31 protein-coding genes and 1 tRNA gene are annotated in these 26,008 nt (G+C 24.8%); 7 read left to right on the forward strand and 25 right to left on the reverse strand.

Annotation, left to right across the window (positions count from 1 at the left end):
* The first annotated feature begins 63 nt into the window (after positions 1-63).
* Entirely contained in the window at positions 64-687 is a 624-nt protein-coding gene (locus tag AAQM_RS06775; RefSeq protein WP_129094547.1) for an HAD family hydrolase, read from the forward strand.
* Positions 688-697: 10 nt separating this feature from the next.
* Positions 698-859: a hypothetical protein gene (locus tag AAQM_RS06780; protein ID WP_164967028.1), complete on the forward strand. Its 162-nt coding sequence runs from the start codon at positions 698-700 to the stop codon at positions 857-859.
* On the opposite strand, the gene AAQM_RS06785 is transcribed toward AAQM_RS06780, so the two are convergent.
* The gene (locus AAQM_RS06785; RefSeq protein WP_129094548.1) at positions 856-1,542 is read right to left on the reverse strand and encodes a pseudouridine synthase; all 687 of its coding nucleotides are present in this window, start codon (positions 1,540-1,542) and stop codon (positions 856-858) included. The genes AAQM_RS06780 and AAQM_RS06785 overlap by 4 nt on opposite strands.
* 63 nt (positions 1,543-1,605) lie before the next feature.
* On the opposite strand from AAQM_RS06785, the gene aat reads away from it, so the two are divergent.
* Positions 1,606-2,277, forward strand: coding sequence for a leucyl/phenylalanyl-tRNA--protein transferase (gene aat, locus AAQM_RS06790; RefSeq protein WP_129094549.1), 672 nt, complete (start codon positions 1,606-1,608; stop codon positions 2,275-2,277).
* Here the strand turns inward: aat and AAQM_RS06795 are convergent.
* The 4 genes from AAQM_RS06795 to rlmF form a co-directional block, all read right to left on the reverse strand.
* Positions 2,274-3,443: a GGDEF domain-containing protein gene (locus AAQM_RS06795; protein ID WP_228254494.1), complete on the reverse strand. Its 1,170-nt coding sequence runs from the start codon at positions 3,441-3,443 to the stop codon at positions 2,274-2,276. The genes aat and AAQM_RS06795 overlap by 4 nt on opposite strands.
* Positions 3,440-3,898, reverse strand: a complete 459-nt coding sequence (locus AAQM_RS06800; protein ID WP_129094550.1) for a hypothetical protein — start codon at positions 3,896-3,898, stop codon at positions 3,440-3,442. The genes AAQM_RS06795 and AAQM_RS06800 overlap by 4 nt, the downstream gene beginning before the upstream one ends.
* Positions 3,898-5,787, reverse strand: a complete 1,890-nt coding sequence (locus tag AAQM_RS06805; RefSeq protein ID WP_129094551.1) for a TonB-dependent receptor plug domain-containing protein — start codon at positions 5,785-5,787, stop codon at positions 3,898-3,900. Before AAQM_RS06805 ends, AAQM_RS06800 begins: the two co-directional genes overlap by 1 nt.
* 78 nt (positions 5,788-5,865) lie before the next feature.
* Positions 5,866-6,795 carry a 23S rRNA (adenine(1618)-N(6))-methyltransferase RlmF gene (gene rlmF, locus AAQM_RS06810; RefSeq protein ID WP_129094552.1) on the reverse strand — a complete coding sequence of 310 codons (930 nt, stop codon included), beginning with the start codon at positions 6,793-6,795 and terminating at the stop codon, positions 5,866-5,868.
* A gap of 108 nt (positions 6,796-6,903) precedes the next feature.
* On the opposite strand from rlmF, the gene AAQM_RS06815 reads away from it, so the two are divergent.
* Entirely contained in the window at positions 6,904-7,506 is a 603-nt protein-coding gene (locus tag AAQM_RS06815) for an RraA family protein (protein WP_129094553.1), read from the forward strand.
* 20 nt (positions 7,507-7,526) lie between these two features.
* Here AAQM_RS06815 and AAQM_RS06820 read toward each other — a convergent pair whose 3' ends face one another.
* From AAQM_RS06820 to AAQM_RS06885, 14 genes are all read right to left on the reverse strand, one after another.
* A complete protein-coding gene (locus AAQM_RS06820; protein ID WP_129094554.1) occupies positions 7,527-7,898 on the reverse strand; it encodes a DCC1-like thiol-disulfide oxidoreductase family protein in 372 nt (123 codons plus the stop codon).
* Positions 7,888-8,265, reverse strand: coding sequence for a S24 family peptidase (locus AAQM_RS06825; protein ID WP_129094555.1), 378 nt, complete (start codon positions 8,263-8,265; stop codon positions 7,888-7,890). The genes AAQM_RS06820 and AAQM_RS06825 overlap by 11 nt, the downstream gene beginning before the upstream one ends.
* Positions 8,258-8,554 carry a nucleotidyltransferase family protein gene (locus tag AAQM_RS06830; protein WP_129094556.1) on the reverse strand — a complete coding sequence of 99 codons (297 nt, stop codon included), beginning with the start codon at positions 8,552-8,554 and terminating at the stop codon, positions 8,258-8,260. Before AAQM_RS06830 ends, AAQM_RS06825 begins: the two co-directional genes overlap by 8 nt.
* 230 nt (positions 8,555-8,784) lie before the next feature.
* Entirely contained in the window at positions 8,785-9,066 is a 282-nt protein-coding gene (locus AAQM_RS06835; protein ID WP_129094557.1) for an addiction module antidote protein, read from the reverse strand.
* Positions 9,056-9,358 (reverse strand): type II toxin-antitoxin system RelE/ParE family toxin, encoded by a 303-nt coding sequence (locus tag AAQM_RS06840; protein WP_129094558.1) that lies wholly within the window; start codon positions 9,356-9,358, stop codon positions 9,056-9,058. Before AAQM_RS06840 ends, AAQM_RS06835 begins: the two co-directional genes overlap by 11 nt.
* A 135-nt stretch (positions 9,359-9,493) precedes the next feature.
* Entirely contained in the window at positions 9,494-10,984 is a 1,491-nt protein-coding gene (locus AAQM_RS06845; protein ID WP_129094559.1) for an ATP-binding protein, read from the reverse strand.
* Between the two features lie 23 nt (positions 10,985-11,007).
* On the reverse strand, positions 11,008-13,377 hold the full coding sequence (locus AAQM_RS06850) for an AAA family ATPase (RefSeq protein WP_129094560.1): 2,370 nt from the start codon (positions 13,375-13,377) through the stop codon (positions 11,008-11,010).
* Positions 13,364-14,482: a metallophosphoesterase family protein gene (locus AAQM_RS06855; RefSeq protein ID WP_129094561.1), complete on the reverse strand. Its 1,119-nt coding sequence runs from the start codon at positions 14,480-14,482 to the stop codon at positions 13,364-13,366. The genes AAQM_RS06850 and AAQM_RS06855 overlap by 14 nt, the downstream gene beginning before the upstream one ends.
* A gap of 67 nt (positions 14,483-14,549) precedes the next feature.
* On the reverse strand, positions 14,550-15,278 hold the full coding sequence (locus AAQM_RS06860) for an energy transducer TonB (protein WP_129094562.1): 729 nt from the start codon (positions 15,276-15,278) through the stop codon (positions 14,550-14,552).
* Positions 15,275-15,652, reverse strand: a complete 378-nt coding sequence (gene exbD / locus AAQM_RS06865; protein WP_014474160.1) for a TonB system transport protein ExbD — start codon at positions 15,650-15,652, stop codon at positions 15,275-15,277. The genes AAQM_RS06860 and exbD overlap by 4 nt, the downstream gene beginning before the upstream one ends.
* Positions 15,633-16,058: a TonB-system energizer ExbB gene (exbB, locus tag AAQM_RS06870; protein WP_129094563.1), complete on the reverse strand. Its 426-nt coding sequence runs from the start codon at positions 16,056-16,058 to the stop codon at positions 15,633-15,635. The genes exbD and exbB overlap by 20 nt, the downstream gene beginning before the upstream one ends.
* Before the next feature lie 3 nt (positions 16,059-16,061).
* Positions 16,062-17,492 carry a 4Fe-4S binding protein gene (locus AAQM_RS06875; RefSeq protein ID WP_129094564.1) on the reverse strand — a complete coding sequence of 477 codons (1,431 nt, stop codon included), beginning with the start codon at positions 17,490-17,492 and terminating at the stop codon, positions 16,062-16,064.
* A 12-nt stretch (positions 17,493-17,504) separates the two neighbouring features.
* Positions 17,505-19,385, reverse strand: a complete 1,881-nt coding sequence (locus tag AAQM_RS06880; protein WP_129094565.1) for a TonB-dependent receptor plug domain-containing protein — start codon at positions 19,383-19,385, stop codon at positions 17,505-17,507.
* Positions 19,386-19,449: 64 nt separating this feature from the next.
* Positions 19,450-20,292, reverse strand: a complete 843-nt coding sequence (locus AAQM_RS06885) for a hypothetical protein (protein ID WP_129094566.1) — start codon at positions 20,290-20,292, stop codon at positions 19,450-19,452.
* 141 nt (positions 20,293-20,433) lie between these two features.
* Here AAQM_RS06885 and AAQM_RS06890 point away from each other — a divergent pair, with 141 nt between their 5' ends.
* Together AAQM_RS06890 and AAQM_RS06895 are read left to right on the forward strand one after the other, a co-directional pair.
* Positions 20,434-21,594 carry a TsoY family (seleno)protein gene (locus AAQM_RS06890; RefSeq protein ID WP_129094567.1) on the forward strand — a complete coding sequence of 387 codons (1,161 nt, stop codon included), beginning with the start codon at positions 20,434-20,436 and terminating at the stop codon, positions 21,592-21,594.
* Positions 21,595-21,702: 108 nt separating this feature from the next.
* On the forward strand, positions 21,703-22,131 hold the full coding sequence (locus AAQM_RS06895; RefSeq protein WP_129094568.1) for a DsrE family protein: 429 nt from the start codon (positions 21,703-21,705) through the stop codon (positions 22,129-22,131).
* A 24-nt stretch (positions 22,132-22,155) separates the two neighbouring features.
* Here the strand turns inward: AAQM_RS06895 and AAQM_RS06900 are convergent, their stop codons facing one another.
* From AAQM_RS06900 to AAQM_RS06920, 5 genes are all read right to left on the reverse strand, one after another.
* Complete coding sequence (locus AAQM_RS06900) at positions 22,156-22,488, reverse strand: hypothetical protein (protein WP_129094569.1); 333 nt, start codon at positions 22,486-22,488, stop codon at positions 22,156-22,158.
* A gap of 87 nt (positions 22,489-22,575) precedes the next feature.
* Positions 22,576-23,001 (reverse strand): NfeD family protein, encoded by a 426-nt coding sequence (locus tag AAQM_RS06905; protein WP_228254495.1) that lies wholly within the window; start codon positions 22,999-23,001, stop codon positions 22,576-22,578.
* On the reverse strand, positions 22,994-23,923 hold the full coding sequence (locus AAQM_RS06910) for an SPFH domain-containing protein (RefSeq protein WP_129094570.1): 930 nt from the start codon (positions 23,921-23,923) through the stop codon (positions 22,994-22,996). Before AAQM_RS06910 ends, AAQM_RS06905 begins: the two co-directional genes overlap by 8 nt.
* A 37-nt stretch (positions 23,924-23,960) precedes the next feature.
* Positions 23,961-24,812, reverse strand: coding sequence for a sensor histidine kinase (locus AAQM_RS06915; protein WP_129094571.1), 852 nt, complete (start codon positions 24,810-24,812; stop codon positions 23,961-23,963).
* A complete protein-coding gene (locus tag AAQM_RS06920; RefSeq protein WP_129094572.1) occupies positions 24,802-25,464 on the reverse strand; it encodes a response regulator transcription factor in 663 nt (220 codons plus the stop codon). Before AAQM_RS06920 ends, AAQM_RS06915 begins: the two co-directional genes overlap by 11 nt.
* Before the next feature lie 110 nt (positions 25,465-25,574).
* Here AAQM_RS06920 and AAQM_RS06925 point away from each other — a divergent pair.
* A tRNA-Thr gene (locus tag AAQM_RS06925) sits at positions 25,575-25,651 on the forward strand.
* Between the two features lie 11 nt (positions 25,652-25,662).
* On the opposite strand, the gene AAQM_RS06930 is transcribed toward AAQM_RS06925, so the two are convergent.
* A complete protein-coding gene (locus AAQM_RS06930; protein WP_129094573.1) occupies positions 25,663-26,007 on the reverse strand; it encodes a hypothetical protein in 345 nt (114 codons plus the stop codon).
* Position 26,008: the final 1 nt, after the last annotated feature.

A 26,008-nucleotide genomic window follows, 5' to 3' on the forward strand; every position in this document is an offset into this window, starting at 1 on the left:
GTTAAGTACTATTATGTTATGCTATTTCTTATTAAAAATATCCATAATAAAATAAGGAAATAAATGCGTTTAATAATGTTCGATATGGACGGAACACTAATAGATAGTGGTTATGCTATCACAAATACTATAAATTATGTAAGAGAAAATCTAGGTTTTGAGAAATTAGAAAAAAATCATATTTTAGAAAAAGTAAATGACCCATCTATAAACTCTGCTGAGTTTTTTTATGGAACAAAAGAGTTCACAAAACAACAAACTAAGCTTTTTGAAGAGTATTATAATGAGCATTGTTTGAGTGATTTGGTTGTTTATGATGGTATTTCTAAATTGATTGATGATTTAAAAGGTGATTTTACTTTAGCAGTTGCAACAAATGCAAATTCTGCTTATGCTTACAAAATGTTAAATCATGTGGGATTAGCAAAATATTTTTCAACTATTTTAGGATATGACAGTGTAAAAAATCCAAAGCCACATCCTGAAATGGTTTATAAAATCTTAGATAAACACAATATAGAAAAACAAAATGCCCAACTAATTGGGGATTCACACAAAGATATTATGGCAGCTACAAAAGCAGGTGTTGATTCTGTTTTAGTAAATTGGGGTTTTTCAAATCATGAAAAAGATGCAATAGAAACAGTTTTAGAATTAGAAAATAAAATAAAAGCAAAATTTAGTTAAAGAAAAGATGATGTTTGAAACTATAAAAAATCTATTTAAAAAAGAAGAAACTTTTTCATGCATCATTTTTGATGGAAAAAAAATGAAATATCTTGATTTAACTCAAAAAGAGATTGATAGACTAAAACAAGAGCATAAAGATTGGACTATTACAAAAAAAGAGGAGTGTTAAAGTTCTATGAACTTATACTCTCCTTCTTTTAAATCATCTATTTGAAATCCTGCAAAACTAACTCTGTGAAGTTTAATCACCCTATTTCCAACTGCTGCGAACATTCTTTTTACTTGATGATATTTTCCTTCAACTATTTCAAGTCGTACTAATGTTGGAGATATAATTTCAAGCATAGCTGGAAGTAAAGGTTTTTTTTCACCATTTAACATCAGTTCACCGCTTGCAAAAATTTGTGATTCATCACCTTTTAAAGGCTCAGCCAATGTTGCTTCATAAACTTTTATAACATCACTTTTGGGACTTGTTAGTTTATGGTTTAAGTCTCCATTATCTGTTAAAATAATTGCTCCTGTTGTATCAACATCAAGTCTTCCAACTGTTGAGATTTTTGGATTTCTTCTATTCCAACGTTCGGGTAACAACGAATAAATCAAACTTCCTGCATCGTTGTGAGAACATATATAACCGCTTGGTTTATTTAATAATATTGTAATTGTTTGGGCATCTAGTGGTTCATTATTTATAAAAACATCTTCATGATTAGCCTTTAAAGATACATCAAAAACTCTTTTATCTTTTACAAAAACTTCAAAAATTTTCAAAAACTTCTTTGCTTCACTTCTTGTACAATATCCTAAACTTGACAGATGTGCATCTATTCTTTTATAACTATTTGCCATAAATTCCTATCTTTTTCTTTTAAATTGGTCGGATATTAACATTTTTTTCAATAAAATACAAACATGAAAATACTTGACAAAAAAAATAAAATATATTTACTTGATGATGAAAACTTTGATTTTCCAACTTTAGAGATGATGAAAGATGATTTAGTTGCTGTTGGTGGTGACTTTCATCCTCAAAGACTAATAAATGCTTATGAAAATGGAATTTTTCCTTGGTATGTTGATGATTATGGTTATATCCATTGGTTCTCACCAAATAAAAGAATGGTTTTAAATCCAAGTGAGATGAAAATATCTAAAAGCCTAAAAAAATCCATTACAAGCAAAGGTTTTGTAGTTAAATCAAATGAAAACTTTGAAAAAGTTATGCGTGAATGTGCAAATATAAAAAGAAAACATGAAGATAGCACTTGGATAAGTGAAGAATTCATAGAAGCTTATACAAATTTATTTGAACTTGAGATTGCCTTTTCTATTGAAACATATTTAAATGATGAGTTAGTTGGTGGACTTTATGGACTTGTTATTGGTGATGTTTTTTGTGGAGAAAGTATGTTTTCAAAGGTAACAGATGCTTCAAAAGTTGCTTTTTATCACCTTTGCCAATGGGCAAAAGATAATGAAATCAAAATTATAGATTGTCAAGTTTATAACGACCATTTAGCTAGTTTGGGAGCTAGTGAAATAAGTAGAGTTGAATATTTTAATATATTAAAAAGTGATTCTTAATTTTTCTGATAAATTTGGATGTTATTTCTACCCTTCTTTTTAGCTTCATAAAGGGAAATATCTGCTAATTTAAAAGCTTCCATAAAATTTTTTGATTTTGAAGGAAATAGATTTACTCCAATAGAAACTGTTAATTTTAAAAAATTCTCTTCATTATAATAAAACTTATGTTCTTCAATAATTTTTAAAATTCTTTCAATAACATTTAAAGCACTTTGATGTTGATTATTTTTTACTTTTGTAAGAATAATAAACTCTTCCCCACCATATCTAATAACAATATCTTCTTTATCTCTAACCGATAATAATATTGTATTAGCTACTTCTTTTAGTACCTTATCGCCTACATCATGTCCGAAAGTATCATTTATTTTTTTAAAAAAATCAATATCTAAAGTAGATAATATATAATCATTTAAATTTAAATTATTTTGAAGTTCATGAAGATAATTTCTATTATACACATTTGTTAATTTATCAATAAGTGAACTCTTTTTTATATTTAAATATTTTATAGTTTGAATGATTAAAATAAAAAGAAATAATATAACTATAGAAACAATCAAAATTATTCCATTTTTCATTAAAGTTATTATTTCATTTATTTCTTCAATTTTTTTAATAGAAAAGTCAATAACTAGTATAAGCTCAACATCTTTCTTATTATTTAAAATAGGAAATAAATAACTAATAGATAATTCTTGTAAGTATTTATGCTCAATACTTAAAGGTTTTTTATTTGTATAAATATCTAACCATTGAGATGTTTCAATATCAAACTTTTGATTTGGGAAAGCTTTTTCTTTTGAAGAAGCACCATCTGCTAGAAAACGAAAAACTCCTCTTGAATCTTTATATAAAAGATAAGCATATTTTATATTAGGAGTAATTAATAATTCTAATTTTTTCTCTATTTTATTTTGTAAATTTTCATCATTTAAAATTTGCTCTGATAAATTTTGATTTTTATCCAAAGTATTTTGAATTAAAGTAGCACTATTTTTTACTATCGCTAAAACATCAATTGTAGAAATAGAAACCATTTTAGTTTCAATCTTTTCTTCTAATTTTATTGTTCCATACAATAATAACAGCAACAAAAAAGATACAATAACACTTAAAACTATCAAATAAAAAGATCTTGTCATATTGAATATTTTTTTCATCTTATATCTTCAATAAATTTTTCATAATCAGAAGATAAGTTTATATTCTCTTTCAATAACCTATTTTTTACTAAAATTATATTAGGTCTACTTTTATTCCAAAAAAATGCCCCTATGTATGATTTGTTATGTAAAAGTTTTTGATAATTATTTGTAAAAAATAACTTATTTTCATCTTCACAATAAGAATCTTTTCCAAAACTTCTCTTTTCAAAAATAAAATTTGCATCTTTACAATCATCTACTATAGTAAAAAATTTTGAATATATATCTCTTTCAACATTCGAAATTTTTGGTATAAAAAGTTTTATCTTATCTTTTTTCAAAGCTGTAGAAATATTTGAAATAATTTTTGCTTCCAATTCCATTTCTTCATCATATTTATCTATTAAAAAAGTATATTGGCTAGAAAAACCAAAAGTTATTAGAGATATCAAAAATAGTATATTTTTCATTAAAACAACCATTTTAGCGAAGTTGTTACACTTGAAGAACTATCATTAAGTGTAAAATTATTACCAGAATCATTATAGATAGATTGAGTAGAATCATTAAATATATTATTAGCTTTCAAACTCAATTTTAAATTTTTATTTATATTATAAGCAATTCCAAAACTCATATCATAAGAAGAATCAACAGTTAAATCCAAATATTTATAACCATTTCTATAATTCAGTGAAGTAAAATATTCAAATTTATTATAACTTCCCATATATTTGATATATCCACCATTATTTGAATTATTAATATTTTGATTGATATCCGTCATAAAATAATTTAATTGTAATTTATTATAATCAGAAAACAAATACTCATAACTAAATATTAATCCAGAAGTTTTTATTTTATCTTGTATATTTACAAAACCTACATTTGAATCAAAATATATAAAATCATCAATTTTAACATTATGATAAGTGATTCCAAATTTAGATTTTTCTGTGGTATAAACCGTTTCTATCGTATAAAATTTATACTTTTGTACATTTAAATTTTTATTTACTAATGAATAATCAATATTAAAAAAAGAAGGTGGTAAATAACTTTTTGTATAAAAAGTTTTTAAACCAAAATTTTCAAATGGTGTATAAATAGCCCCTATTCTATAAAGTTCTTCATCAATATTTTCTAAAAATCCATTTCTTTTATATTCATCAAACTTGGCATTTGCTACTAGTATCAAATCATCTTTTACTTTATAATCATTCTGAAAAATTACAGATAAAACATTTTCTTCATCAAAATTTGTATATTGAGGAATAATTGTATTTTGATTTATAACAATATTTTCAGTATTGTATTTTTTCTTTGAAAAATTTAATCCAGTTAAAAAATTATTATTTTTATATTCGAAAGATTTTGTTATACCTGCTTTAAATTTAGTAGATTTTAAATCCTCTTCAATTTTATTTGGATAATTATTCATAATTGGAAAGTTTAATACTGGTATGAAATTTAAACCTGTAGCATTTGATTCTTTATAATCTATTTCATTTACATCAACTGAAAAATTTATTTTTAAAGATTTATCATATAAAAAATATTTAGACACATCAATATAAAAATCTTTTGTTAAAACTTCACCATCATCTGGTATAGAATCAAGAGAAAAACCTATATAGTTGTCTTTTTTTAAGTCTGTATATGCAAGGTTGATATTTGTGTTTTCATCACTAATATCCAAAAATAAATATCTTTTTTTGGCATCATTTAACAATTTAGTATTTTTATAATCAGTGTGGTCTTTTTGATTTTCATTATTTAAATATAATAAATATGACCATCCATTTTCAAGTAATTTGGAATTCATAATAGATTGAGAATTTGAACCTTGTGATGATACTTTCAAATTTACTTCACTACCATTTTCTTTAACAGCTTTTTTTGTATAAAGTTTTATGAAATAAATACCTGTTTCAGTTCCTGTGGTAAAAGAACTTTCACCATAATAAATTTCTAAATAATCAATAAAATCTAAAGGCAAATCACCCCAAGAATTTGAAGAATTTTTACTATATGCAGAACTTATTTCATGGTCATTTATAAAAACTCTATAAAATCCACTAATATTTCCCTTTGAGCCTGCAATAGCTAAATTATTTGTACCAAATCTATTTTTATTTAAATTTAGTAAAGGAAGTTCTTTTAAAATATCGTTTAATTTATGATATTGCATTTGTTGAATATCTTTTTGAGAATAGATAAAAACATGTCCTAGTTTTTCATCTACTGTTTTTAATGATTTATTATTATTTGAATCATATTGTTGGAGTAAATTATCCAAAGAATTTGAAAATAAGAAATCAGCTAATAAAAGCACAGAGAAAAAAACAAATTTCATAATAAACCTATTTAAAATAATTAGTTAAAGATTTTAATTAAATTATATTTAAGAAGTAATTATTTTATTTAATATTTTTTAAATTTTAAATTTTTTTTGCTCATCTTTAGATAAAAAAGTCCAAGCTACTATTCGGCTTATTTTTTGACCGTGTGCCATTTCTATTGTTTTTACTTCTACTGCTTTTATATCTTTTAATGCTTTATAAATAAAAGGAAGATTCTCTTTTTTTGATACAAGAGTTGTAAACCAAAGACAATTCTTTGAAAACTCCAAACTCTCTTTTATCATATTTTTAATAAATGTTATTTCTCCACCTTCACACCAAAGTTCATTGTTTTTTCCACCAAAATTCAAAGCACTTTTTGTACTTTTTTGTTTTGTGAGGTTTTGAACTTTTCTTTTGTTTCCTGCTAATGCTTCATCTAATGATTTATGAAAAGGTGGATTGCACAAGGTAAAATCATATTTTTCATCTTTATTGATAATATTTACAAAAATATTAGAAGGATTTTCTTGCTGTTTTACTTTGATATTTTCTTTTAAAATTTCATTTGAATTTATGATATTTAAAACTGATTCAATAGAAACTTTTTCTATATCACTTCCTAAAAACTGCCAACCATAAATGCTAACACCAATAATAGGATAGATACAATTTGCTCCAACTCCAACATCTAAACCTTTTATAGCTTTTCCTTTAGGAATTTTTCCATTGTTATTTGAAGCTAACAAATCAGCAATATGATGAATATAATCAGCTCGTCCAGGAATTGGAGGACATAAATATCCTTTTGGAATTTCCCAATTTTTGATTCCATAAAAATGCGATAATAAGGCTTTATTTAAAGCAATAACAGCATCAGGATTGGCAAAGTCTATTGATAAATCACCATATTTATTTGGTTTTACAAACTCTTTTAGACTATCTTGAGATTTTATTAAAGTAGTAAAATCATACCTATTATTATGAAAATTTCTGGGATGTAGTGTTTTTGTATTTGACATATCTTATTTTATCCTATTGATAATGAAAATTGTATTATTCATTTTATAAGTATTTGCAACTTTTTATTTTAATAGTGTAATATTTCTTACCAATAATAAGGAGAATATGTGGATTATAAAAAATTTAGTGAAATTTCACCTTGTGACTATGCAGGAACTTTAAAAAGAGAAAGTTTTATGGATGCTGGAATAAAAGAGCTTTGGTCAAATATTCCTAGAATCTCAGGTCCTGCATTTACTGTAAATATGGTTGCAGGAGAAAATCTAGCACTTCATAGAGCTATTTATGAAGCACCAGTTGGTTCTATAATCGTAGCACAATCAAATACAATGGATTATGCAGTAATTGGTGGAAATGTAGCAATGATAGCTTATAAAAGAGGAATTGTAGGTTTTGTGATTGATGGAGTTGTAAGGGATATCGCAGAGATTAGAGAAAATAAAATTCCAGTGTTTGGACGAGGTGTTTTAGCAATGCCAGGAACAAAAAAACAAGCTGTTCCAGTAAACACACCAATAATTGCAGGTGGAATAAATGTAAATCCAGGAGATATAATAGTTGCTGATGAGGAAGGTGTAGCCGTTATTCCAAAAGAAAAAGCTGAAGAGATATATCAAGAGTGTAAAGAAAAAGTTAAAAAAGAGTCTGCTTTGAGTTTTGAAGAGTGGGCATCTAGACACAAAAAAAATATAGACTCTTTTTATGAGTGATTTTAACTATTAAGAAAAGATTAGATTTTGCTATCTTTTCTTAAAATAAAAAGTATAAATTTTCTCAAAATAAAAAGGATTTTATATAAAAGCTTTGAAAAAGTATTGTCATAAGCAAAGAAAAAATGCAATTTTCCCAAAATCGTAGTTTTATCAACTGCACTATTTAAAAACTCTAAAGCTTTAGCTCCTTGAAAACAATCATCTTTATATACAACTATGAAACCCTCGTTTATATCTAAGTTTTTGCAAATATTTTCTAGTTCTATTTTATTTTTTCTAGCATCTATTAGTTTTAAATCAAAATTCTTTTTTAACTTCAAAAAATTTGTATAGTTTTTACAAAAAGGACACTCTTTATCGTAAAATATGATTATTTGATTAGTTTTCATTTTCAAAATATATTAAAACTTTTGCGATGATTCTACAATCCTCTTTTTTATAAACAAGATGAGAAAAATCAGGATTTATAGATACAAAAAACTCTTTTTGCTCTATAAGACTAGCTTTTTTTATCCACATATTTTCATCTTTGTGAATCAAAAATATAGCTTCATCTTCAAACTCTTTTTGAGATAAATCAGCAACAACCAAAGAGTTATCAAGAATAACTGGTTGCATAGATTTACCCTCAACTTTTGAGACAAAAAGTGAAGTTTTAGAGTATGGAACTTTTATCAAATCCTCTTCAAACTCTAACTCTTTTTTTACTATTTTATTGTCTATTTCTTGGTGATATTCTAGTTTTATTTTAGACATATTTTACTTCTTTTAAAACTTCATCTTTTAGAAGAGGTTTTAGATATTTTTCCCTTGCAATATCTACTTTCTTATCAAATGCTTTTTCCATAATCTCTTTTAATAAAGATTTTTTTTCATAAATATCTGTTAAATCTTTTTTCAATTCGATTAATATATCTATATCACTATCATTTTTAGCTTCATTTCTAGCGTATGAGCCAAAAAGACCAATTTTTGTAATACCAAAATCTTTTTTGAATTGCTCTTTATGTTCTGTTAAATAGTTAATGATTATATCTTGAGTCATTTTCAATCCTTATATTGGGCTATTATATCTAATTTGATTTTATATTTACGATTTTCAAATATATTATAATTGTAAGTTACAATTATGTTCTAATTCCTACGGGACGACTCATCTTTTTAGATGAGGTTTAAATAATTGACAAGAATATAAAGTTTTATATAATTCTCGCACGACACCCAGTAAGCCTTAAAACTTTGAGTTTAAGCTTGGTTTTTTTTATGCCTAATTTTTTATACAGTTGCTTTTAAATGAATGCCTAATGAATTTAAAACTCTTACAACTGTATCAAATCTTGGTTTTGCACCTTTATTAAAAGTTTTATATAAACTCTCTCTTCCAAGTCCTGAATCTTTTGATATTTGAGTTAGTCCTTTTGCTTTTGCAATATTTCCAATAGCCATCATCAATTCATCAATATCACCATCTTCTAAAACTTGAGTTAAGTATTCTGCAATTACTTCTTTATTGTCTAAATATTGTGATATATCAAAATCTGTTAATTCATTTTTCATTTGAATACTCCTTTTCAAGTTCTTTTGCTTTTTTTATATCTTCACTTTGTGTAGATTTATCTCCAGCAATTAATAAAAGAATTATTTCATCTTCAACTTTTGTATAATAAACTCTATAAGCTGGTCCAATAGTAAATCTAAGCTCAAATATATTTCCGCCAACAGATTTATAGTCTCCAAAATTGCCTTTTCGGATTCTGTCAATTCTTCTAAAAATTGAAACTTTTCCTTTAACATCTTTTAGTTTTGATAACCAAGATGAAAATTGATTAGTTTGTCTTATCTGATACATTTATTGTATCCTATTAGATACAAAAGTGTCAATAGTAATTTTCATTTCAAACCCCTATTTTAAATAATTTTATAGATTATATAAAATATTTAAGATTGAGGTTAAAAGTATTACAGATTGAAATGTTTATTAAAATTATTCTCTATTTATTATCTGAATACACTTTTTATATACTTTTTCATTATTAATAATTACTAATTTAAGTTTTTTTCTAGTACGTGTTATTGCTTGAAACAATGTCTCCAAAGGGTTATAATAATATCTTGCATTGTAACTAAGTTTTAATTGTTCAGTATAATAAAAATATTCATTTATAACTATTACAACATTATCATACTCTTGTCCGATGGCTTGATGAGAACTATTATTTGATGAAAATTTCACATTATCCAATGGTTCAGCTGTTCTTAAACTATTGGTTAAATAAATATGTTCCCAACCTATAGATTTTAAATATTCAACATATAATCTTGCATCATCTAACTCATTAGTAAAATAAAATGAAATATTTTTATAATCATCTTTTGATAATTCATCAATTTTTATTGTGCTTAAATCAAAAAACTTTTTTAAAAATGAAGCAAGATTTTTATTATGTCTTACTTTATTTGTTAAAATATATTTATTTGCAATTTTTTCAATATAAGATACAACTTCTTCTGCTTGGTTTGAAGTGTTTAATTTTTGATTAACATCATGTGAAAAAATTATATAATTTTGTTCATTTTTTAGAATGCTATCTAATTGATATTTACTAATCCTTTGAGATTCATCAAAAATAATTACATCAGATGTTAATGTTCCAACTTTATATTCTTTTATAGCTTTAATATTCCATCCATTTTCTATTAAATCATAAATGCCATTGTTTTTCTGTGCACAATGAATTACAGTAATATTTTTACCAAGATTTTTTAACTCTTTAGCTATATCATAAGTAAGTAAAGTTTTTCCAGTTCCTGCTGCACCTGAAATAGAAAATATTTTATTTTGACAATTTTCATCAATTTTTTTCAGAATTGTATTTTTAATCTGTTCTTGTTGTTTAGTTAAAAAATATTCACCTTTTAAAAACTCTGCAGTTTTATTAAATGGAGATATTAAATAATTACTTGGATTAAATAACCCATCAATATTAATATCATCAAAGTCATTAATTTTTATTAAATTAACTATTAAATTACTTATTTCCACTTCAGTTATTGTTTTTATATTTTCATCATAATAATATAATTTATCAATAGAATTTTCAGTTACAAAAGTATAACAATGAATTTCTTTTTTCAAAAAAGATAGATAGTAATAGTTTCTTTCTAACTGCTTTAAAATATCTTCATTACTAATTGCTTCTGATTTTAGTTCAATATTAATTACTAACTTATCACTAATTCTTAATAAATCAAATTCTTTCCCAATTTGAGGAATTTGATAATTCAAGTAATAATTTTCAAAAAAATGATGATGAAATTTTGTACCTTTTATAATATTACATAATCTATTTATTGTTGTTTTTTCTTGTTCTTTTAAATCTTCTAAATTTAAATATTCTTTAACTGAATTTTTTAATAATATTTCAGGATTTGAAACAAAAATATTGTCCAGCATTAATAAATTTATTTTCTTCATAACTAAAATTCCTTTTTTATAATTTATACTTCCAAAACCCGTTCAAACATCTCTTTTATCTCCATTTCATGGCTGATTAAAAATATTTGTCTATATTGTTCTTTGATTGTATGAAAGGCTTCAAGTATTTCCATTCGTCTTGTATCATCTTGACTTCCAAAAACTTCATCAAAAGCTAAAAACTCTACACTATTTGCACCACTTAGTTCGCTCAAGGTTTTTGAAATAGCGATTCTTAAAACCAAGTTTGCAAGGTCGATTTCTCCACCACTAAATCGCTCTATTGGATATTTTTTTCCTTCATCATAGATATAAAAGTCAAACTCATTTGAAACTTCTATGTGTTGGTATTTTCCTTTTGTGATTTGTACAAACATATTTGAAGCAATATCAGAGATTCGTGGAGCTACTTTTGAGTTTAATTTTGTTTTAAACTCTGCTAGATTTATTTTGATTTTTTCATAGTCATTTAGGTCATCTTTTTTTGTTTGTACTTTTTTTAGTTGAGTTTCATTGTTTTGTAAACTCTCACTTATAGTCTTGATTTGCCCTTCAATAGTTGCTATTTTTACTTTTAAATCATTTATGAGAGTTACTAAAGCATCTTTTTGTTTTTGTACCTCATCAAACTCTTTTGATTTTTCTTGATGTTTTACCTCATCATAGTTTATAGCTTTATACTCTAAATCTTTTTGTAGAAGTTCTAAGTTATATTTATCTTGATTTTGTATTGAAGTTTGTAATTCCTCTTTTATAGTATCAACTCTTTTTAGCATAGTTTCAAGTGAGAGTATATACTCATACTTAGTTTTTAATTCTTTTTGTTTTAAAAGCAGTTCTTCATGTAAGTTCTTATCATAACTATAGATTTCAAGTTTTGCTAACTCTTCTTTGTTTTTTACTCCCTTTTGTGTCACTTTTTCAAAGTGTTCTTTTTGGACTTCTAAATCTCTTTTTTTATTTTCTATTAGATTTATTTTTTTAGAGATTTCAAAATGCTCTTTTATATATGCTTTTTGTAGTTCTTCTAGTTTTTCTTTTTCGTCTTTTATATTTGCTAATTGCTCTTTAGAAAAATCAATCTTTGTATTTTGTGTATTTAGCACTATTTGTTCTAGTGAGAATATAACACTATCATACTCATCTAAAAGTGGTCTTGTACAAGTTGGACAGTTTGATTCTTTGCCTAACGTTGTGATATTTTCAATTTTCTTTTTTATATCAGCTATTAGTTTTTCTTCACCTGCTATTTCTTGTAATACTCTTTTTTCATCTAACTCTTTGTTTGTTAGAAGTTGTTTATATTTTTCTATACTCTTATCTAACTCTTTTTCTTTTTCTACTAACTCTAAATGCTCTTTTGTTTCAAACTCTAATACTTTTATACTATCCTTTGCTTTTGTGTATTGTTCTCTTAACTCTTTTTGCTCTAAAAGTAATCCATCTTTTCTTAAACTATACTCTTTTAGCTTATCTTGCTCTTTTAGAGTTTCATGTAGATTTATATACTCTTGCTTTATAGTTTGTAAGCCTTTTAACTCTTCTTGTTTTGTATATAAAGTATTTAGTTCATTTTGTAGTTTTTCTTGAGTTTTTTGGTGAGAGTTTATTGTATTTGTTAGAAGTTCACATCTAGCTTTTAAACTTTGTTTTTGCTCTTTTGTTTTTGTAAATAGTTCTAACTCTTGTTTTATTGTAGAAACTTTTTGATTTAACTCTTCTAAAACTAAACTTTGTTTATCTATCTCTTTTAAAAACTCTTCTTTTTGAGATGTTTGCTCTTTTATATTCTCTTTTTTTATAGTTATATCTTCACTACTTAATAATACTTCTTTAAAAGCATCTATTTCTCTTTTTAGCTCCCTACTCTTTTCTATTAACTCTTTTTCTACAAAATCAATCTTTTCAAGCCCTAGAAGTTTTCTAATCATCTTTTTTCTATCTTCTGGTTTACTATTACTTAAACTTGTTAATTCTTTTTGACTAGCAAATAAAGTATGCATAAAAGCATCTTTACTCATCTTTGTTAGATTATATATAGCTGTTGTTACTTCTTTTGCTCCAGTTGTTATAAGTTCTTCATTTTTATATAGTTTTGCATTTGCACTTAATGTCTTTCCTCTAAACTCTCTTATTATCTTGTATAAACTTTCACCTATTTCAAACTCTAGTTCAACACTTACTATATCTTTTTGTGAAGCATTTGCATTTCTTACTACTTCTTTATCACCTTTGTTTTTTAGTTCTCCATATAAGGCAAATAAGATAGCTTCAAAAATAGTTGATTTTCCACTACCATTTTTCCCTATGATTCCTATAAGTCCTAAATCAAAAGAGATTTCAAATGAACTATACTTTTTAAAGTTTTCTAGTTTTAGTTTAGTTAGTATCATAACTTACCTCTTCATACTTAGAAAATAACTCTTGTGTCTTTTGTTTTAGTCTTTCATACTCTAGGTCATTACAACTCTCTTTTATATGCTCTAAAAAATACTCTTCAAGTGATATAGCTTCAAGATTGTCAATATTTGATGAGGTAATATCTTTTTTAAACTCTCTTTTTATACTAACACTTAAAGCAGTTGGAAATAACTCTTTGATTTGTTTGTTTTGAATATCTATTGAACCAAGTGGTGTAAGATTTGTTAGTTTTACTTCTACTATTGCATTTTGGCAATCACTTGTATCTAAAGCTTGTATTGAAGCTTCCAAATCACTACAATCTATCTCTTTTTGTCTAATAGTTCTTATGTTTATCTCAATGTAGTCTATAGTAAGTGTATCTTTTATATTTGCAACAATAAAACCTTTTGAATTTCGTTTATCATTTAGACTGGTTCGCTCAACGCTTCCACTATAGTAAACATTTTCATGTTTTCCAACTTTTCCAAAACCATGCCAATGACCAAGAGCCACATAATCCATCTTTTCAAATATATACTCTTTGTTTGATGGATATACCCACTCTCCAAACTCACTCATCAAATACCAAGCACCAACGCTACAATGCATCATCATAATATTTCTTTTGTTTTCATCTATATTTGCTTCACATGAGTTTATTTGCTCACATGCAATATTTTCATCATTCATATGTGGCAAAGTATGAAATACTACATCTTCAAACTCTATTTTTTTATACTCTTGATTATATGAAACATAGATATTTTTAAAGTTCTCAAATATCTTTAAAATAGGAGAACTTAGATTTGTTCTTGGTGTTGAGTGATTTCCAGCTATTAAAATAAATGGAATATTTAAAGCATTTATTTCATTAAACTTTTCAAGTGCATAAGTAATAGCTCTATTACTAGGACTTGCTCTATGAAATAAATCTCCTGTATGGATAATATAATCAGGTTTGATTAGTTTTATTTGCTCAACAACTTGAGTAAAAGCATCATAAAAGTCCGCTTCTCTTTGGTTGATATTGTTTTCATTTATAATATCTAGGTCATTAAAACCTAAATGAGTATCGCTAAAATGTAATATTTTCAAAGTTTGTTCTTTCTTTTTTAAAATTGTTAAAAGATTATAACAAACAAATTCCTCACAAATAGCTTTTTTAGATTAACTTATACTCTATTGGAATTTGAATTTCTATAGTTTTATTTGTTTTAGGAAAATTTCTTGAAGCCTCTTCAATAGCTTCGATTGTTGCATTTTGTAAAAATTTATGACCATCAACTATAATAATATTTTCAACTGTACCATTTTCATTGATTTTAAATCTTACTGTTACAACTCCTTGAATTGATAATTTTCTAGCTTTCAAAGGATATTTTACATTTTGATTTATCAAATCTCTAATAAGTGCTAAATGTTTTTCTAAATACTCTTTTTTTTCATCAATTACTGGTTTTGGAGTAACTAATTCTTTTGTTTCTTTTTGTATATCATTATTTATTATATTTTCTTTTACAACTTTTTCTTTTGTAGAATTTTTCTGTTCTTTAACTTCCTCTTTTTTAACTACTTTTTCTTTTTCTATTTTTTTCTCTTTTGGCTTTTTTTGAACCTTTTTCTTTTCTTCTTTTTTAACTACTTTTTCTATTGGTTCTGGTTTAATTTCTTCTTTAATTTGCTCTTTTTTTTCTTCTTGTATAATATTTTCTTCTTTTATTTGATTAACAACTGGCTCAGGTTTTAACTCAATATGATTTAAAGATATTTTTTGATCTATTTTAGAATCTTTTGTAATCATCTTTTTATCTATGAAAAAATAGAAAATTCCAAAAGCAAAAGAACAATAAACAACTAATGCAATAATAAAAGAATTAAAATATCTTTTCATTTTTTAGTCACAATTGAAATATTTGAATATTCGTATCTTTTTAACATATCTAAAACAGATACAAAAATTTCAAATTTTGAATTTTTATCACTATTTATATGAATTGGTGTATCTTTAGAAAATTGTAAAATATGTTCTTCTATATTCTTTAAACCCTCTATATTATTATTACAAAATAGAGTTCCATCCTCTTTTATTACTATAATTATCTCTTTGTTTACTTTTAAATTTTCAGCATTTGATGCTTTGGGAAGAGATATCGGAATTATTCCTTTTGTAATAAAAGTTGATGTCATTAAAACAATAGTTAATAAAACAAGTAATACATCAATAAATGGTATTACATTTATTGAATCATATTTCTTTAGTTTCATAATGACTTTCCAAAACTTCAGCATAACGTCCCAAAATATTATAAAAAATCTGAGAACTAATAGCAACTACAAGTCCAATAGCAGTTGCTTTTAAAGCAAGTGCTAACGAACTCATAATTTTTGATGCATCAATATCTCCACTTCCCATAGTCATAAAAGTTAACATAATAGCCAACACCGTTCCAAGCAATCCAATATATGGTGAATTTGAAGCTATCGTTCCTATGATTGTTAGATGTTTTGTTAATGCAACATCAAGTTGTTTTTTGTTTTTAAAACTTTTTACATCCAACTTTTTATAAAAAATTATTCTTTCAATAAAAAACCAAAATGAGATAAAACTCATAAAAAGTAAAAGAGCAATAACTCCATAATCTATAAGATTTTTTAGAACTTCAATATCCATTTATTATTCCTTAATTTTTATTTGATGAGATGAATGATTATGAGCATTTTTATTTACACCATAAGTTTTAAATACATAGCCTGTATAAAAATTTAGAAACATATAAAAAATAATTACAATACTTACAAAAGGATAAGCAATAATTTTTAGAAATCTTTTTGTTTCAATCAATTTTAATCTATAATACATCAAAACAAAAGCCCAAATATAAGCAATATGTGTAAATATTTTAAAGATAAATAACCAAGATTCACCTCTATTTGCCAATGGTTTCATAGTTTCAAATCCTAGAAAAAATGCTTGATTAACTCCATTTATAATATTCGAAGCATAATTAGTGAAGAAAAACTGCAAAATATGAGATAAACCACCAATTATAAAAAGAGGAGTTAGTGCATAACCTAAAGTATAAAAAGTTTTTTCATATTCTACTTTCATTATTTTAGAACCTATAAACATTCCAATAATATTTAAACCTAGCACAAAGAAAATAGAAAAAAATAAAACTGAGAAGCCATCTATACTTATGAAATCACTATTTATAAATGATTTTAAATAAACTGAAATTTTATTCCATATAAATTCATCTGCTATTGCTGTTCTATTTAAAGAGTGTTTAAATGTCATTGCAAATGATAAAATAGAAGTTAAAATCAATATTGTCCATACTTCCACTTTTTGAGTTTTAAACTTCTCAAATAAAGTTGAAGAAGGTTTTTTTAAGTTAAAAGCTACATTTTCACAAGATAAGGCACAATCCATACATAAAGTACAATCTTCCATAGAGTTCTTTTTAACAAAAGTAAAAGGTTTTAGATTATAACTACAAGCCTTTGAACAATCAAAGGTTTTACAAGTTCCACAACCATCTGTATAAGTTTCAAGTTTTGTAAAACTAACTTTAGAAAATGCTTTTGTTACAGTTCCCAATGGGCAAATATATTTACAATATGCCATCTCATCATATAAATAATAAATTACAAAAGATAATAAAGTCAAAACAGCAAAAAATAAAGCTGTATTATAAGGAATTGAATAAGTTCCTGGAAATAAAAATACAATCATCCAATATCCAATAAGGATAACTCCTAAACCAATAAAAGGGTTTGCTAAAGCTTTTGGAATTTTTCTTTTAAGTCCAATTTTTGTAATAAATTTACCTATGAATCCATGGGGACAAATACCACAAAATACCCTACCTAATGTACTTAAAGATAAAACCATAAAAAATGACCAAAAAAGACTCCAAAATAGTGCTGTTGTAAATAGATTTTGCTCTTTTGTAGGATATAAAAAACCTAAAAAAATTGCATAAAAAAATAAAAAACTGATAGTTAATCTAAGTAAAAATAGAAACATCTTGTTTTTAAATAAAAAATTAAACAAAGCAAAAGAAAATAAATCTCTTCTACTTTTTTGTATTATATTTTTCATTTTAAAATCCTATTAAAATGATATATTCATACCAGTATAATAAAATCTCTCACCAGGATCATTTGGAGTTCCTCTTGATGTCATATTATAAGGCATTTGTCTATTTTGAATATTATCAATTCCAATAAACCACTCTAACGTTTTTGTAAATTCATAGTTTAATTTTAAATCAGCAACAGTATAATCACTATTTACATTTACTCTATTTTCATCTGTTCCATAATAGTTGTTATATCTTTTTATATTTATATAAACTCCTAAGTCATTTATTTCATAAGATAAATTCATTTTTAAAGCTGTTTTTGCACTTCCTGTTAATCTATCATTTGTAGTTTCATCTTTTGTATCTAAATATTCATATCCAAGATTTATTCCAAAACCATTTTCAAAAAGATATTTTGATGAAATCTCTGTACCATTTATTTGTGCTTTATCTATATTTTTATATGAAGTGTAACTTGTTCTTGTTCTTGGATTATAACTTTTAGTATAAGAATTTATTAAATTATCTAGTTTTGTTCTATGATGGATAATCTCAAAATCAAAACCATTTTTATTATAATTTATTGCAAATTCATAAGTTTTTGATTCTTCTGGTTTTAAGTTCTCATTACCTGAAATATCATAAGTAATAGGTCCTGATGATCTTGTAAAATGACTATACATATTTGTAAAACTAGGAGCTTTAAACGCTTCTCCATAACTTGTTCTAAAATTAAAATCTGAGAATTTATACATAATAGAAGCTTTTGGATTTAAAGTATCTCCAAAATCGCTGAAATCATCATATCTTAATCCAAAATTTGTGATTAAAGATTGAGTTAAATAGTATTCATTTTGAAATAAAAGATTTATATTATCCCTTGAAGCTTTTTTTGAATACATAGAAACATCAATTTTTTCATTTTTAAATCCTGCACCTAAAATATTAGTCATTTTATCACTTGTATAATGTCTAAAATAGTTATTAAATTCTAATTGTTTAAAATCAGTTTTTTCAGAACCACTACCTCTATTAACATCTGTATCACTATATCCGTAAGCTAAATTAGAATCAAAAATAAAGTCTTCGTTTATATGGTTATATTGAGTTGTAAATTGATATCTATTCTCTTTTTCGTATGTTTTTATTCTTGCATAATTTAAACCTTCATCATCTTGTCTTGAATACTCAATTCTTGTATTTAATCTATCATTATCACTTAAATTTATTCCGTTTGCATAACTTAAAAATTGTTTTGACTCATCTTTTAAATCAGTTGCAACTGAACTCTTATCAAATCTATACTCATCTTTTTCTCTTAGTTCTACAGAATAATTGTGAGTTATATTTTTTCCAATAGTTGCACCATTTAGTTTTGTAATATAAGTGTCTCTTTGCCCATTTTGAGCAACTCCTCCAAGTAATGTAAGTTTTAGATAATCTTTTTTAGGATTTTTGTTTGTTATAACATTTATAACTCCAGCCATTCCATCAGCTCCATATAAAGCAGACATAGGACCTCTTACAATCTCTATTCTTTCAATATCTTCTAGTTGAACAGAAGTTAAATCAGAATTACCATATTTTCCTGTTCTTCTTAATCCATCAACTAGTATTAAAGTATGAGCACCTGAAAACCCTCTAATACTTATTGAAGATGTACTTCCTGTATCGTTTACATCAACTCCTAAAGCATTATTTAAAAGTTGAGGAACACTTCTTGCATTTGAATTTTCAATAAAACTTTTATCAATTACTTCAATTGAAGCTTGAACATCTTCTATATTTTTTTCTTCGCCTAAAGATGTTGTTGTAACTTTTATTGTTTCAAGATTTACCATATCATTTGCATAAAATTGTGTAGATATCAAAAACGTAGATAAATAAAAAGAGAGTTTTTGTAGTTTCATTCTGTTCCTTAAAAGTAAATTTTTAAAATCATAGAATGAAACTGTTAACTTTTTGTTAATTTTTCTAAAATTTATAGTTTAATGCAATTGATGTAAATTTAGATTTTACATCGTCTCTATTTTCAGGTAACTCATCACCTTTTGAATAAATATATCTAGCTATGATGTCAATATGTTTAAATTTTTTTCCAAGATTTAAACTATAAGTCTCATTTTGTCTTAAAGCATGATGCTCAACTTTTAATCCATCATCAAAAACTGTAAATAATCTATCACCTTTTATAAAACCAAAACCAGCAATAAATCCTTTATAATTTCCATTTATATTAAAAAAAGTGCTTAAAAATTCTTTATCTTTTAAGATATAATTACCATATTTTTCACCATTTATATTTGTATATTTACTTCCTAAAGAAGCTTGAAAATTTATCTCTTTTATTTTGAATTTTTTAATAAATGTTAAATCATATTGATTTACATTAAAATCCTCATAATCACTTAAATATGTATCTATTTTTATATCAAAAAAACTATTTTTATTTATTATTCCTATACCATAAACTTTTCCATCATCAGTTGGAGCTAAATTATCTTCTATATTTAAAAAAGAAGTTTTTACTGAATAATTCTCATTTAAATCATAAAGATATTTAAAGCTTAGTTTTTCAACTTCTAGTGAAGTAAGTTTTACTTTAGTTATTTCATTCTCTCTTTTAGTCAAACTATCTTCAAAATTTATAATTATTTGACTATTTTCAAAATTATGTAAAAATCTGTAATCAAAAGTTTTTCCTTTCGTTTTAGTTTTTGAATTTGTATAATTCTTATAAATATAATTTGTAGAAATCTCACTATTTGCAAATAAATATGAACTTAAAAATGCTGTCATTAAAATGATTTTTTTCATATATTTCCCTCTGTTTTTTGGAATATTAACCAAAAAAAGTTTATATGCAACTTAGTTGCAATATAATAATAAATTATAATTTATTCATAAGTTTTTAATATAATATTATGTAACATAAGAAAAAATTTATTAAGGATTGACATGATTTTAAGAGAAAAATTCTCACCAACTTGTTTTTTATCAGCACTTGGTGCTGGAGGATTAAGTGTTTCATTTTTTATGTATTTGATGTTTTTAGTTCCTCACCCAACTACTCCAATGGCAACTTATGATTATATAATGCCTGCTTTATTAAAAGCAGATTGGTTATCTTTTGTAATATCTTTTTCATTGGTTTTTATAATTGCCTTTGCTTTTTTGCATTTCAAACTTTTGATTTGGAATACAAAACAATATAATTTATATAAAAAAACTGATGCTTATAAAAGCTTGATTAACTCAAATGCACAAATAAGTTTGATGACTCTACCATTAACTTATGCTATGACAATAAATGTTTGTTTTGTTTTAGGTGCTGTTTTTATTCCTGGTCTTTGGGGTATTATTGAGTTTTTATTTCCTTTTGCTTTGATTGGATTCATTGTTGTTGGATATTTTGCTTTAAAAATATTTTTTGAATATTTCTCAAGACTTTTAACAACAGGTGATTTTGACTTTACAAAAAACAATAACTTATCTCAAATGATTTCAATATTTGCTCTATCTATGATAGCTGTTGGATTTGCAGCACCAGGAGCTATGAGTCATAATATTGTTGTTAATTCTATTGGTATATTTGGAGCTTTATTTTTTGCTTCATTAGCTATTTTATTAATGTTAATAAAACTAACTATTGGTTTTAAAAGTATGTTAGAACAAGGTTTAAATCTTGAAGCAGCACCATCTATATGGATTATTATTCCAATTTTAACCCTATTAGGAATTACATTTATTAGAGTATCTTTTGGACTTGACCACAACTATAATACACCTTTAGATAAATCATCTTTATTTGTATTTACATCATTTGTTTTATCTTTACAAATTATCTTTGGAATTTTAGGTTATATGGTTATGAAAAAAATGGGATATTTTGAAAAATTCATAGAATCAAATGACAAATCAGCTCTTTCTTTTGCACTTATTTGTCCTGGTGTTGCATTCTTTGTTTTTGGTATGTTTTTTGTAAATTTTGGACTTTCATTTAATGCAATTGTTGCTAAATATTCTATTGCCTATTTTATTTTAATGATTCCATTTATTTATATTCAAATTAAAACTATTATCTATTTCTTCAAACTATACAAAAAATTTTCATTCTAAAAAAGAGAAGTAATTTACTTCTCTTTTATCTTTATATAAGTTAAAACTATCTAAACTATATAAGTTTTAATTATTTTATTAAAACAATTTATTATAAGGTTTTCTAATATGAAAAAAGGTTTATTAGTTTTATTATCATCTTTAGTTTTATCAACTGCTGCTGTTTCAAATGAAAATAGTGCAAAAGGTTTAAATGTTTTAGTAACTGCAAAAGAGACTCAAACTCAAATGATGGCTATGGTCTTATCTACAATGGCATTAAAACAAAACAAAGAAGTAAATGTAACATTATGTTCAGATGCAGGTGATTTAGCTGTAAAAGGTATGGAAAGTTCTACTTTAAAACCTCAAGATAAATCTCCAAAAATGTTACTTGAAGGGTTAATCAAACAAGGAGCAAAAGTTCAAGTTTGTCCTTTATATTTACCAAATGCTTCAAAAGATGAATCTGTATTACTAGAAGGTATTACGGTTGCAAAACCAGCTGAAGTTGCAGCTAGATTATTAGATAAAGATTATCAAAATATAAGTTATTAATAAAAAGAGTGAAATTCACTCTTTTTATGCAGTTTTTTGTTTACTTTTTTTTCTTTTTTCCCAAAAATCTGCTTTTATTTTTCTTCTAGCTTCTACTTCTTCTTTTACTGCGAAAGCTTTTGTAGAATCTACTTCTGGTCTTTCAATGACAGTAATTTTTCCTTTTAGTTTAGGATTTAATCTAAAAAATTCATCAAAATCAATCTTATAAACCATGTCTTTATTATGTAATTCTGCATGTTTTGGATATTTTAGTATATAACAGTCACTAAAATCTTTATTTATTATTCCTTTTTCAGCAAGTCGTTTAAATATATCATATTTAAAAATTAAATAACCCATAGTAAAAATACTCATTGAATAAAAAACTTCCCTAATATGTTCCAAATCACACCCATTTAAAAATTATTTTTTTAGAATTCTAATGATTTTCAACTTAAACATCTATCTTTTCTCAATAGTTGCATGATTTTTTGAAGTTTTTAAAACTATAACTTTTTCACCTTCTATAAACTCTTTTTCATCAATTTTTGAATCGATTTCCCAATATGTTCCTTTATAAAAAACTTTTGATTTTTTTATTTCACCTACTCCTTTTTCATTTAAAAAATCATCTGTAAGCTCCATTTTTGATTTTAAAAATGACTCTAAAGCCTTTTTTCTTAAAAAAATTATTAATATTAAAGAGAGTAAACAAACCATTGCTATTTGCCAAATAGCATCAGAAAAAGGATAAATATAACTAATTATTCCAACTAAAATAAAGCCTATTCCAAACCAAATAACTATAAAAGAGACTATTAAAGCTTCTAAAGCTATAAAAGCAACTCCTAAAGCTATGAGTATATATGGATCTATAACACTAAGCATTATTAGCCTTTGAATCACTTATTCCTTTAAAAAACGCATCTCCTAAAACAGAAGTAGAACCTATTATTTGTGTCACATCATAAGGTAAAATCATTTTATTAGTGCTATTACTTTTAGCTAAAGCTTCAAATGCTGCTACTCTATCTTTTGCTAGTAAAAATTCTGCTGCTTTTTCATTTTCCATCATAGAAATATTTATAAGTCTCATAGCCTCTTGTTGTCCAGCTGCTGTTTGTTCTTGTTCATATCTTTTTGCATCTGCCATTCTTTCTATTGCTTCTGCTTTTAAAATTTCACTTTGTTTAAAAGCCTCTGCTTCTCTAATTTGTGCCTCTTTTTGTGCTTCTGCTTTTGTTTGAATAGCTCTTTTTTCTCTTTCTGCTTCCATTTGCATATTCATAGCTTTTTCAATAGAAGGAGGTACTGAAATATCGGCTATTTCAACTCTTGTTACTTTTATTCCCCAGTTTGTTGCTGCACTTCCTAGTTCTGTTTGAAGTTTTGCATTTAAAGTCTCTCTATTTGATAAAGTATCATCTAAATCCATCCCACCAATTTCAGCCCTTAAAGTAGTCATTGCAAGATTTGCTATTGCATTTTTAAAATCTACTACATTATAAGTTGCTTGAACAGCATCATCAACTTTACAAAAAACTATTCCATCAATAGAAATATTTACATTATCTTTTGTAATAACAGATTGTTTTTCAATATCAACTAACTGCTCTCTTGAAGTTAAAACGGCTCTTACACTATCAATTATTGGAATTATTATATGAAATCCACCATGTAAAACTTTGTGATATTTTCCTAATCTTTCTACTAAAAATAGATCAGATTGTGGAACTATTTTGACACCTTTTATGATTATTATTACTGCAAAAAATATTATTGCAATAGCAAGAGCTAAACTTTCTTCCATTTGAAATCCTTTTTCTTAATCTAAATAACATTATATTTTAAATAATTATATTTTTCAAATTTAAATTAAATTTATTTCCAAATTCTAAAGTTTCTATATTTATAGTAATTTTATTTTTATCACAAAACTCTTTTACCATAGCAAGTCCTAATCCAAAACCATCATTTGAAGGATTTTCTTGAAAATATTTTTCAAAAACTATAAATAGATTTTTTGTATCAATTTTTTCACCATTATTATAAATAGATAAAATAGAATCTTTAAAAGTAATTTCAACAAAAGGATTATCTTTTGAGTTATATTTTATGGCATTAGAAATTAGATTATCAATTGTTTTTTCAAAACCATTCAAATCGCTTAAAAGAATTTTGTTTGGAACATTTACAATAATCTTTGTATCTTTTTTTATATCATCAAATTTATCACAAGATTTAAAAATTATTTCATCAAGATAAAACTCTTGTTTTTCTATTTTATCTATCTCTTTTTTTATATTATATTCCATAGTTTCGTAGAGTTTTAAAAGGTTATTTGAAGCTTGTTTTATTCTTTCAAGGCGTTTAATACTTTTTTCATCTTTTATTGTTTTTTCTAAAAGTTGTATGTTCATTTGTATAGTTGAAACAGGAATATTTAGTTCATGAATTGTCTCTTTTATACTAAGTTCTAATTTTTCATCACTTTTAAAAAGTGGTTTTAAAATAGAGATTGAAAAACTTAAAAAAATTGCTAATCCTAAAAATATTAAAGGAATAATTACATAAATGAAATTCTCTTGATTAAGTCCAAATTTTGAGATAAAAAAATAATTTAAATATAAAACAACAACTAAACAAAAAGTAAAAATTATGGAAATAGAGATTAAAAAATCTTTTTTCTTAGAATTCAATTTTATATCCTACACCTTTGATATTTAATATACTCTCCTTATTTTCAAAAAGTTTTTTAATTTGATTAATATAAACTCTAATAGAACCTTCACTATAATCTTCACTTGTTGCCCAAAGTTTTGAAATAATCATCTCTTTAGTAACTATTTCACCTCGATTTTCAATAAAAAGTTCCATTAATTCCAATACTTTAACAGGAAGGTTTAAATCTATATCATTTTCATAAACTCTTTTATTTAAAGGATTAAAAGTTAAAGTATTAGATAATTTGATGATATCAAATCTCTTTTTATTTCGTTTTAATAAAGCTTTTATTCGTAAAAGTAACTCATCTAAATCAACAGGCTTTTTTAAATAATCATCACAGCCTTTTAAAAAAGCATCTTGTAAAGTATCTTTATCTTTATATGAAGTTAAAAATATAGTAGGAGTATTATCAGAACTATTTCTTAGTTGTTGAAGTAAATCTAAACCATTTATTTTGGGAACATTTATATCAAAAATATATAAATCATAATTTTTTTCAAAATTTAAATTTAAGCATTCTTGTCCATCATTCGCAATATCGACTTCAAACTCCTCATCATTCAAAAAATCTTCTAAAGTTGAAGCAAAAAGTTCATCATCTTCTAAAACTAATATTTTATACAATAACTATCCTTTTTTGTAAGAGTATAGTAAAAAAGAATTAAATTTGTGTTAAATTAATTATTTTTATATCTTATTTTAAGTTTTTTAATATATAATTCTACTCTGTTTTTGCTGGTGTAGCTCAGTTGGCTAGAGCAGCTGATTTGTAATCAGCAGGTCGGGGGTTCGACTCCCTTCACCAGCTCCATCAAAAAAATATTAATTATTTGGATTTTCGAAGAAAATATAGTTCGTTGAATAATCTGAAAATTCAAAATATACTTTTTTCTCATTTTCATCTTTTTTAAAATTTAAATTTTCATCTAAGTAACCATAACCATACCTATAAGGTCTAGCTAATTTATCTTCAGTAGCATTTGCAGTTGATAGTTTATCAATAGCTATGAATCTTTTTACAAGTTTTTCACCAGCGTAAATTTCTAAAACTCCATTTACGCCAGTCCAATTTTGAACATATCTACTTATCTTATTTTGTTTTTCTTCACAACCTGTAAAAAATAAACCTAAAATACTAAATATTAAAATCAGTAAAATATTTTTCATA

Source organism: Arcobacter aquimarinus, from assembly GCF_013177635.1.
In the GTDB taxonomy this organism is placed as follows: Bacteria; Campylobacterota; Campylobacteria; order Campylobacterales; family Arcobacteraceae; genus Aliarcobacter; species Aliarcobacter aquimarinus.